Source organism: Bacillus sp. JJ1562 (assembly GCF_036962705.1).
Taxonomy (GTDB): Bacteria; Bacillota; Bacilli; order Bacillales; family Bacillaceae_L; genus Ferdinandcohnia.
Map to the genome: position 1 here is coordinate 18703 of NZ_JBALOQ010000069.1, position 11113 is coordinate 29815.

Genomic DNA, 11113 nt, shown 5'->3' on the forward strand with positions numbered 1-11113 from the left:
GATGTTATTTTATAAGTCAATTTGGTTATAATAATTTAGTATTCGTCTTATTATCTATGTTACGATAATAGTATGAATTGATGTAAAGGTAGTGATTGATTGGAAGAATCGAAAAAAGAGAAACTAGTCGTTCTAATTGGTCCAACCGCAGTTGGAAAGACGGAATTAAGTATAGAGCTTGCAAAGAAGCTTAATGCGGAAATTATTAGTGGAGATTCCATGCAAATTTATAAAGGAATGGATATCGGTACAGCTAAAATTTCTATTGATGAAATGGAAGGTGTTCCACATCATCTCATAGATATAAAGGAACCCCATGAAGGTTTTTCAGTTGCTGAATTTCAAGCAGATGTAAGAAAATTAATTTCAGACATACATAGTCGTGGTAAATTACCGATGATTGTTGGAGGGACGGGGCTTTATATTCAATCTGTAATTTTTGATTATCAGTTTACAGATGATGCCTCAAATCCTGAGTACCGAGAAACACTTGAACAACAAGTTGCTAAAAGCGGAGTTGATTCCCTTTATCAGGAACTAAAAGAAATTGATCCGGAAAGTGCAGAGCGAATTCACCCTAATAATGTAAGAAGAGTCATACGTGCCCTGGAAATTTATAAAACAACTGGGAAAACGATGACGGATTATATGGAAGAACAGAAGCAAGAGCTAATATTTGAAGTTGCTCTTGTTGGGCTAACAATGGAACGAGAGAAATTGTATGAGCGTATAAACGATAGGGTTGACTTGATGATAGAATCAGGGCTGCTTGAAGAGGTCTCAACTTTCTACTCTCAAGGTTTACGTGATTGCCAATCCATCCAGGCAATTGGATATAAAGAACTTTATCATCATTTAGATGGATCACTAACACTACAAGAGGCAATCACTCAGTTAAAGCAAAATACCCGTAGATATGCGAAACGTCAATTAACTTGGTTTCGAAATAAAATGGATGTAAAATGGTTTGATATGACAGCGAAAAATCAGTTTGAAGAAAATTTTAATGAAATTTATAAATATATTGCAGGAAAGCTAGGAATTTAAGAGAATAGATTATAATAGGATAATTCGTTTTGTCCAATAAAAAGGGCAATGACGTTCTGAGCATTTTGTGCCAAAGATCTAGAGGAGGACAGTTCATGAAACAAGCTATTAATATTCAAGACCAAATTTTAAACACACTGCGTAAGGATGGGACATTTGTAACTGTATTTTTATTAAATGGATACCAATTACGAGGATTAGTAAAAGGATTTGATAATTTTACAGTTTTATTAGAAACAGAAGGGAAGCAACAGCTTATCTATAAGCATGCGATCTCCACTTTTGCCCCACAAAAAAATATTAAACTTGAGCTTGAATAGCTAATGAAAAAACAACCTTACTTCTATAGTAGGGTTGTTTTTTTATCTTGTCTATTTTTTCTTCAAGATTTACGAATTGTCTCATATACATATAGAGATACGGATTATTTTCTGGGAAAGCGCAATCTTTGACAAAAAGCATGAGTCTTTTGTCACAAAAGTGAAAAAATTGTTGAAAAAAACGGGAAAAGACCAACATTTTACGTCTATCTCCAGCGCTTTTGTTTTTTCCTTGGGCTTTTGTCACGAAATAAACCCAACAACGTATAATGTACACACATAGGAGAGGTGAGAGCTCTTGGATCAACCAATTACAATGAAAAACAATGGACAAATAAATGTTATTTTAAATGGTGAGAAAAAGAAATTAAAAGTTCTTCATTCAACGTCAAAAGAAGCAATTTCAACGAAAATCCAAACGAAACATGTGGCTCTTATGGAAATAGAAGAAGAAATGAGCACTCTTGTGGGTATGGATGAAATGAAGAAAATGGTAAAAGAAATATATGCGTGGATTTACATTAATAAAAAACGTGAAGAACAGGGATTAAAGGTAGGAAAGCAAGCATTGCACATGATGTTTAAAGGAAATCCGGGAACAGGTAAGACCACGGTCGCTCGCTTACTTGGAAAATTATTTCTACAAATGAATGTTCTATCCAAGGGGCATTTAATAGAAGCGGAAAGAGCCGACTTGGTCGGGGAATACATTGGTCATACCGCCCAAAAAACAAGAGATTTAATTAAAAAAGCAATCGGAGGTATTTTATTTATCGATGAGGCTTATTCGCTTGCTAGAGGTGGAGAAAAGGATTTTGGAAAGGAAGCAATTGATACGTTAGTAAAACATATGGAAGATAAGCAACATGAATTTGTCTTAATTTTAGCTGGATATTCAAAAGAAATGGAACACTTCCTCTCTTTAAATCCAGGATTATACTCCCGATTTCCACTAGTCATCGATTTTCCGGATTATTCGGTTGATCAGTTAATGGAAATCTCAGCGAAAATGATGCTGGAGCGTGAATATATTTTCAGTCCTGAAGCGGAGCGGAAATTACGTGAGCATTTGCTTGCCGTAAAAATAGACTCTTCCCCTGGTAAATTTAGTAATGGTCGCTATGTTCGGAATGTGATCGAAAAATCGATACGTTCACAAGCAATGAGATTATTAATCGATGATACTTATAGTAAACAAGAGCTTCAAACAATCAGAACCCAGGATCTGATTTTTAAAGATTAAACCTTCCGCCTACATAATAGGCGGTTTATTTCATTTCTATGATAAATTTGATATGATAGCTTAAGGATAATGACCTTTCAAGAAAGAAGGTAAATTGATTGGCAAACGAACAAAAGAAAGAATTAGAAAAAGCCATACTTGTAGGATGTCAGATTCAAACTGAAGATGAAATTAGATTTCAATATTCCCTTGAAGAATTACAATCTTTAACGAAAACAGCAAAGGGCCAAGTTGTGATGACTGTGACCCAGAAGCGGGAACGTGTCCATTCAGCAACATACATTGGAAAAGGGAAAGTGGAGGAACTTATTAATCTTGAAGAAGAATTAGAACCCGATGTAATTATTTTTAATGATGAATTATCACCTAGTCAGGTGAGGAACTTATCCTCTAAGCTTCAAGCCAGGGTTATTGACCGAACTCAGCTTATACTTGATATTTTTGCGTCTAGAGCAAATTCCAAAGAAGGTAAATTGCAGGTAGAATTAGCCCAGCTTCAATATCTACTTCCTCGATTAACAGGTAAAGGGATTGAATTATCTAGACTTGGTGGAGGAATTGGTACAAGAGGACCCGGTGAAACAAAACTTGAGACAGACAGACGCCATATTCATAAACGGATCGATGATATTAAAAATCAATTATCAGTCATTGTGCAGCATCGTGAACGTTATCGCGAACGGAGAAAGAAAAACAATACATATCAAATCGCATTGGTAGGTTATACAAACGCTGGCAAATCGACATTATTTAATCGACTAACCGAAGCAGATTCATTTGAGGAAAATTTATTGTTTGCGACACTTGACCCAATGACACGAAAAATGATTCTACCATGTGGATTAACAACCCTTTTAACGGATACCGTTGGGTTTATTCAGGATTTGCCAACTTCACTTATCGCAGCATTTCGCTCCACTTTAGAAGAGGTGAAGGAAGCGGATTTAATCGTCCATGTAGTCGATTCTTCAAATCCCGATTATTATAATCATGAAAAAACGGTAGTAAAGCTTTTGGATGAATTAGGAGTAGAATCGATTCCGATTTTAACGCTTTATAATAAAAAAGATAATGTCCACCCTGATTTTGTTCCGTCTTCAACATCTAAATCCGTTTTGGTCAGTGCATTTGATGAAAATGATTTAGTGGTGATTAAGACAAGGGTGGAGGATTCCATGACCCAGGAGATGGAAGAATATAAGGTGTCACTGCCTAGCTCGGAAGGTAGAATTTTAGCATATTTAAAACAAGAAACGATTTTAAAAGAACTGTATTACAATGAAGATACGGAAAAATACGATTGTACAGGTTTTATTTTTCCACATCATTCTTTAATAGGACAACTTAGGGATTTTTATTCATAAAAAGGGGAAAATTTAATGTTTACAGAATTAGATTATGGTAAACTAATTTCGAAATTAGTAGATGAGACAGAAAAACAGATAAAAGAAGTACATTCAAAGATCGAAAAAAATATTGATTATAACCAATATCGTGTACTTAAAAGCTTTCAGAACAATCGAGTGAGTGATTCTCATTTTATACCATCAACAGGCTATGGCTACGACGATATGGGACGAGATACACTCGAAGTGGTTTACGCCGATCTTTTCGGAGGGGAGGCTGCACTAGTTCGCCAACAAATTATTTCAGGGACACATGCAATTTCAATCGCACTATTTGGGGTATTACGTCCTAATGATGAATTGCTTTATATTACGGGGAACCCATATGATACATTGGAAGAAATTGTGGGTATTCGTGGCTCAGGAAATGGCTCATTAAAGGAATTTCACATCGGCTATAGCACTGTCGATTTAACAGCAGAAGGAAGACCTGATTTTGTAGCGATAAAAAATGCCATTCATGAAAATACAAAAATGATCGGGATCCAACGTTCAAAAGGATATGCTACAAGACCATCCTTCACTATCGCAGAAATAAAAGAAATGGTTGAATTTGTGAAGGAAATCAAGCCGGATGTTGTCGTGTTTGTTGATAATTGCTATGGTGAATTTGTCGAGCACGAAGAGCCATGTCATGTTGGGGCTGATTTAATTGCTGGATCACTCATTAAAAACCCAGGTGGCGGACTTGCAAAAACAGGTGGTTATTTAGTTGGGAAAAAAGAACTTGTTGAAGCGTGCTCATACCGTATGACGTCTCCTGGAATTGGAGCGGAGGCTGGGGCATCTCTCTACACTCTTCAGGAAATGTATCAAGGATTGTTCCTTGCTCCACATGTTGTAGGACAAGCTTTAAAAGGAGCAGTATTTACATCAGCAATTTTAGAAAAAATCGGACTTAAGACAGAGCCGAGCTGGGATAGTGAACGTACAGATTTAATACAATCTGTTCAATTTGATAACAAAGAGATGATGGTTGCCTTTTGTCAGGCAATACAGTTCGCTTCACCAATCAACTCTCATGTAACTCCATATCCTAGCTATATGCCAGGATATGAGGACGACGTGATCATGGCGGCAGGTACATTTATTCAAGGCGCAAGCATTGAACTAACAGCGGACGGTCCAACTCGTCCACCATTTGTTGCATATGTACAAGGTGGTCTTACTTATTCCCATGTAAAAATTGCAATATGTTTAGCTTTAAATCACTTACTTTCAAAACAACTTATATCCATGAAAACAGAGGGGTAAATACCTCTGTTTTTTTATTAAAAATCCATGTGAGGTTTTCTAACATGAACTTGACAGATAATATAACATCGTTTAAAATCAATTTATTCTTTGCAAAGGAGGATCACATATGAGTGACGAAATTCGACGTTCAATGCCACTCTTTCCGATTGGAATTGTCATGCAGTTAACTGAATTATCCGCTCGGCAAATCCGGTATTATGAGGAAAATGGTTTGATCACTCCTGCAAGAACTGAAACAAATCGAAGACTATACTCATTTAATGACGTCGATCGATTACTTGAAATCAAAAGCTTGATTGAACAGAAAGTAAACCTTGCAGGAATTAAACAAATTTTCGCAGTTCAAAATCATCAACCAATTGTTGAAGAAAAACCAGTCGAGCCTGTGAAACAAGATATATCTAATTCTGAGCTGAGAAGATTACTGAGGAATGAATTGCTTCAAGCAGGAAGGTTTAAAACGCAATCGAGTCCTCATCATAGTGATATGTCAAGATTTTTTCATTAAAATGTAAAAAAACTATACTTACAACAAGGTTTGGGGAGGAAGACTTAATGTCCAAATATACGAAAGATGATATTTTTCGTTTAGCAAATGAAGAGAATGTGAAATTTATTCGTTTACAATTCACAGACATCCTTGGAACAATTAAAAATGTTGAAATTCCTGTAAGTCAATTAGAAAAAGCATTGAGTAATAAAATGATGTTTGATGGTTCTTCAATTGAGGGCTTTGTGCGTATCGAAGAATCCGATATGTACCTATTCCCTGACTTAAATACTTGGGTAGTATTCCCATGGACTGCTGAAAAAGGGAAGGTTGCTCGTTTAATTTGTGACATTCATAATGCAGATGGTACTCCATTTGAGGGAGACCCTCGCAATAACTTAAAGAGAGTCCTAAAAGAAATGGAAGAGCTAGGATTTACAGACTTCAACCTCGGACCTGAACCTGAATTTTTCTTATTTAAATTAGATCAAAACGGTGAACCCACTCTCGAGTTAAATGATAATGGAGGGTACTTTGACTTAGCTCCAACAGACCTTGGTGAAAACTGCCGCCGTGATATCGTGTTAGAGCTTGAGGAAATGGGATTTGAAATTGAAGCTTCTCACCATGAAGTAGCACCTGGACAGCATGAAATTGATTTTAAATATGAAGATGCTCTTACAGCATGTGATGAAATTCAAACATTTAAACTAGTAGTCAAAACAATTGCCCGCAAACACGGTTTACACGCAACATTTATGCCGAAGCCATTGTTTGGAGTGGCTGGATCCGGAATGCACTGTAACCTTTCTTTATTTAAAGGCAACGAAAATGCATTTTTCGATCCAAAAGCTGAACTACAATTAAGTGACAATGCTAGACATTTTATTGCTGGAATCTTACAGCATGCACCTAACTTTACAGCTGTTACAAATCCAACGGTAAACTCATACAAACGTCTAGTACCTGGTTATGAGGCACCATGTTATGTTGCTTGGTCTGCTCAAAATAGAAGTCCACTTGTTCGTATTCCGGCTTCACGTGGTTTAAGCACACGTGTTGAGGTGCGTTCGGTAGACCCAGCAGCAAACCCATATATGGCCATGGCTGTATTACTGGCTGCGGGCCTAGATGGTATTAAGAACAAACTTATACCACCTGCTCCTGTTGACAGAAATATCTATGTTATGAACAAAGAAGAGCGTAATGAAGCAGGAATTGTGGATTTACCACCAACATTAGCACTTGCATTAGAAAAATTAAAACAGGATGAAGTGTTAATAAAAGCATTAGGCGGACATCTGTTCGAACACTTTATCGAAGCTAAAGAGATTGAATGGGATATGTTCAGAACCCAGGTCCATCCTTGGGAACGCGAACAATATTTAACAATGTATTAATTTTATTAATTCCTTGGTGTATAGGGCGCCAAGGGATTTTTTTATAGGTGGTATTTTTATATCAAACGAGTACATTGTAAATCCTTCCCACAATTTTCCCACATGAAAATAAATTAAGGCGTTTTCCAATCTCGCAATAGACCTAGAAGAAGTAGTTGTTGGTTATGGTGAATCCGAACTTTCAAGAAGAAGCTATAAAATTATCAAAAGTTTAATTGAGACAAGAATGGCTTCAGGTGGATCGAGAACAATTTGATTAATGACATACAAAAGCAAGGGGATCACCCTTGCTTTGTTATTGTTCCGAAACGTACGTTCTGGTTAGGATTAGATGAGGTGATTAGAAAGGTCATACCATTAATGCTAACAAGGAGAAGAACTAATCAGCTCTTTAGTCACATACATTAGTGGAGGATATGGATACATCAATACAGACGCAACTATAATTACTGCAGCTTTACCTAAAGCCCATAAAGTACTAGGTCTTTATGGCTGGGAGACTAATTGGGTATTTATGGAATGAGTATTTAGTAGTATGGACGACTGTGAATTAGGGATATATGCTGTAAGATACAGGCGGTAAGCGCCACCATTACCTTTGTACATAGTATTTCGCCTGCAATAAACCCCAAAGGAGGAATTTAAAGCGTAATACTTATCATGTTGTAGAAACCTGGTTCACTCTGCGCGTTAAAGCAAATGAGTGTAAAGAGATTAAACGAGGAGGAGAAACAGTGAAAAAAAATTTCAAGAAGTTGATGATTCCATTTTTGGCAGTTGCTCTTTTGTTAACAGGAATCCCGCATTCCGGTGCATCGGCGAAGTCCGCAATTAAAGACTTGGTCATCGACCTGAATGTTCCCCAAGTAGAGCGTGAGGCTGTCGACAATAAAATTGATTTAAGGGCACTTCATGTATATGATGACGGACGCATTATGCTGGCTTCGCAAAATTTGGTCTGGAGTTCCTCAAATAAAAACGTTGCCTCTGTCAAAGATGGCGCAGTTACGTTATCGGGACATAATGGAAAAACGTTTATCTCTGTCAGCGATGGCATTTACACGGACCGGATTGCAATCCAATTCAAAGGCAATCAGGGACAAATCCTTGTTGAAAAAGAAAATGGCAAACGCTATGATCTGATTGGCCATGCGATAAAAAACATGACCATGGAAGAAAAAGTCGGGCAATTGCTGATGCCGGATTTCCGTAATTTTAAAGGTCAACCTGTAACAGAAATGACTGATGAGCTTGCTGAGCAGGTTAAAAAATATCATCTGGGCGGGGTCTTATTGTTCCAACCAAACACGGTGACAGCCACGCAAACAACAAAGCTAGTCGCCGCTTATCAGGAGGCCGCGGAAAAGTATGGATTATTGATTTCCATTGACCAGGAGGGCGGAATTGTTACTCGTCTGCAATCCGGAACACATTTTCCAGGAAACATGGCGCTTGGTGCCGCAGGGTCTGAAGAGCTTTCAGAAAAGGTTGGAAAAGCGATTGGCGAAGAACTTTATGCCGCTGGAATTAATTTCAACTTTGGACCAGTACTTGATGTCAACAATAATCCTGACAACCCAGTGATTGGCGTGCGTTCGTTTGGCGAAGATCCGGAGCTTGTTGCTAGATTAGGCAAAGCCTATATTAGAGGACTTCAGGCAACGGATACAGCCGCAACAGCAAAACATTTTCCAGGGCATGGTGATACAGCAGTGGATTCTCACTTAGGACTTCCTGAAGTGGGGCATGAAAAAGAACGTTTGAAACAAGTAGAATTATATCCATTCCAGCAGGCGATGGATGCAGGGATGGACGCGGTTATGACAGCGCATGTCACTTTCCCGAAAATTGACGATACAAAAGCCATCTCGAAAAAGGATGGCACTGAAATTGCCATACCTGCAACACTTTCCCATAAGGTGCTAACTGGTCTCATGCGAGAAGAGATGGGCTTTAAGGGCGTTATCGTAACGGATGCGATGAACATGCTGGCGATTGCCGATCATTTCGGCCCAGTCGATGCAGCCATTCGTGCGGTAAACGCAGGTGCGGATATTATATTAATGCCTGTTGGTTTAGACGTTGTTGCAAATGGACTTTATGAGGCAGTAAATTCTGGTGATCTTTCTATCGAAAGAATTGAGCAATCTGTTGAACGGATTTTAACGCTGAAATTAAATCGCGGCATTGTCAAGCCAGAGGCAGCGCCGAATGTTGATGAAATGGCTGCCAACGCCGAAAAGGTTTGGAGATCTGCTGAACATTTGCAGTTGGAAAAGGAAGCAGCGGAAAAATCGATTACCCTTGTAAAGAATAATGGTGTACTTCCATTGAAAGCAGATGCGGGCGATCGGATTGTCGTTGTCGGTTCGAATGCGACTACACTTGGCCCCGAAGTTCAAAAACATCATTCCAATGTAACGGTGATCGACAGTGCTACTTTATTGTCCGGGGCTAATTTAACTACTGCCAAATCAGCAAAATATATCATTGTCGGTACAAATACTTCTAGCGTGGCTGGAAGACTGCCTTCTGCCAATCTCATGAGGCTGGTTAACCAAATGATTGATGAAACTGACGCAGAAGTGATTGGGGTAGGACTCCGTAATCCGTATGACATCATGGCCTATCCAAACGTCAATGCTTACTTGGCACAATATGGAACGAGAGAAGCAAGTTACGAAGCATCAGCCAACACAATATTCGGAGTCAACAAACCAACAGGCAAACTGCCAGTTACCATCTATAACCAAGACGGCAGTGTCCTCTACGGATTTGGCCATGGATTAGGATATTAATAGAGTTTATTAGGTGATATTCACCAAATGAGACGGAGAACCTCCTTAATAGGAGGTCTCTTTTTTTGATAAATGGCTTCGGCGGATTATTCATTGAAATTCGCGAGATAAGAAAAGGGAATTTGGGCTGTTGCTAAGCTTTTCTGATGGTAATCCAGGTGGACATTTGGAATTTATGCGGTTGGTGGGAAGGAAAATGCTGCATGGTGTGAAGCAAGTTGTTTTAGTTGACGATAAATTTATTTTTATCGAGCCAATAAAGTGCAATGTTAAATATAGGCACTTGACTAAAGCGGGTTTCTTACGGATTCCGTAGTTTGTAGAATGGAAATAATGTTAAAAGCTTCAAGGTGAAATCGTAATGGTTTCATCTTTTTTGGTGCACCCAATAGTGAGTTTGTGAAATAATGTACTTAAAGTAACGGAGCAGATTAGTGGAAGAAGGAAATGTTAAACCTTTAATAATTTTGAACAAACAAGGTGTTAAAGGAATGAAAAATATATAAGAATACGATTTTGAGAAACAGGCATAGCGGTTAATTTAAGTAAGAAGTATACACTTAGTAAAAAATGATGTGAAAATAAAATTAGTGAAGGGTGTGGGGGGCGAGATGAACTATAATATAGAAATTTTATTTAAAAACAATGAAAAATTTTCATCCTTTTTAGATACGAAAATTAGAGAATATAATAATGAACATTCCATACATCATAAAGAAAAAAGGAAAAAAGAAGCCGTTCAACCTATAAATATTATTGTGTCGGATGAGAATGATATCTGGATTGGAGGTCTAAATGCAGACGTCTATTGGGATTGGATGGAGATTAACAATTTCTGGTTTAGTGAAAAATACAGAGGTAAGGGTTTAGGGGGGCAACTTCTTGATAAAGCTGAAAAAATGGCCAAGAAGAAAGGGGCAAGAAAAGTCCTTTTAAGCACATATGAATTTCAAGCCCGTTCTTTTTATGAAATGAAAGGGTATCAAGTTGTAGGTGAAATTAAGGATTATCCTCCGGGTAGCAGTTATTATACTATGGTAAAAACACTTAGTTAATAGACTAACTCTTCAACTAACAGGGGTGTTGATCCAGGAAGGGATTGATGCCCTTTTTGTAGAACTTATTTAACTAAAGGGCAGGTGTGCGGCCGAG

General features: G+C 37.9%; 10 protein-coding genes. 9 read left to right on the forward strand and 1 reads right to left on the reverse strand.

What is annotated here, in order from left to right; translation table 11 throughout:
• Positions 1–99 precede the first annotated feature (99 nt).
• Complete coding sequence (gene miaA / locus V7097_RS25220) at positions 100–1047, forward strand: tRNA (adenosine(37)-N6)-dimethylallyltransferase MiaA (protein WP_335706394.1); 948 nt, start codon at positions 100–102, stop codon at positions 1045–1047.
• Between the two features lie 95 nt (positions 1048–1142).
• Positions 1143–1367, forward strand: coding sequence for an RNA chaperone Hfq (hfq, locus tag V7097_RS25225; RefSeq protein WP_057999880.1), 225 nt, complete (start codon positions 1143–1145; stop codon positions 1365–1367).
• Here hfq and V7097_RS25230 read toward each other — a convergent pair.
• Positions 1348–1614 (reverse strand): hypothetical protein, encoded by a 267-nt coding sequence (locus tag V7097_RS25230; protein ID WP_335706395.1) that lies wholly within the window; start codon positions 1612–1614, stop codon positions 1348–1350. The genes hfq and V7097_RS25230 overlap by 20 nt on opposite strands.
• Positions 1615–1683: 69 nt before the next feature.
• Here V7097_RS25230 and spoVK point away from each other — a divergent pair, with 69 nt between their 5' ends.
• From spoVK to V7097_RS25265, 7 genes are all read left to right on the forward strand, one after another.
• Positions 1684–2610: a stage V sporulation protein K gene (gene spoVK / locus V7097_RS25235; protein WP_438824278.1), complete on the forward strand. Its 927-nt coding sequence runs from the start codon at positions 1684–1686 to the stop codon at positions 2608–2610.
• Positions 2611–2708: 98 nt separating this feature from the next.
• Positions 2709–3974, forward strand: a complete 1266-nt coding sequence (gene hflX, locus V7097_RS25240; protein WP_335706397.1) for a GTPase HflX — start codon at positions 2709–2711, stop codon at positions 3972–3974.
• A gap of 15 nt (positions 3975–3989) precedes the next feature.
• The gene (locus V7097_RS25245; RefSeq protein ID WP_335706398.1) at positions 3990–5270 is read left to right on the forward strand and encodes an aminotransferase class I/II-fold pyridoxal phosphate-dependent enzyme; all 1281 of its coding nucleotides are present in this window, start codon (positions 3990–3992) and stop codon (positions 5268–5270) included.
• A 109-nt stretch (positions 5271–5379) separates the two neighbouring features.
• On the forward strand, positions 5380–5781 hold the full coding sequence (locus V7097_RS25250; protein ID WP_335706399.1) for a MerR family transcriptional regulator: 402 nt from the start codon (positions 5380–5382) through the stop codon (positions 5779–5781).
• Between the two features lie 47 nt (positions 5782–5828).
• The gene (gene glnA / locus V7097_RS25255; protein WP_335706400.1) at positions 5829–7163 is read left to right on the forward strand and encodes a type I glutamate--ammonia ligase; all 1335 of its coding nucleotides are present in this window, start codon (positions 5829–5831) and stop codon (positions 7161–7163) included.
• Between the two features lie 758 nt (positions 7164–7921).
• Positions 7922–9961 (forward strand): glycoside hydrolase family 3 protein, encoded by a 2040-nt coding sequence (locus V7097_RS25260; RefSeq protein WP_335706402.1) that lies wholly within the window; start codon positions 7922–7924, stop codon positions 9959–9961.
• A 575-nt stretch (positions 9962–10536) separates the two neighbouring features.
• Positions 10537–11016, forward strand: coding sequence for a GNAT family N-acetyltransferase (locus tag V7097_RS25265; protein WP_335706401.1), 480 nt, complete (start codon positions 10537–10539; stop codon positions 11014–11016).
• Positions 11017–11113: the final 97 nt, after the last annotated feature.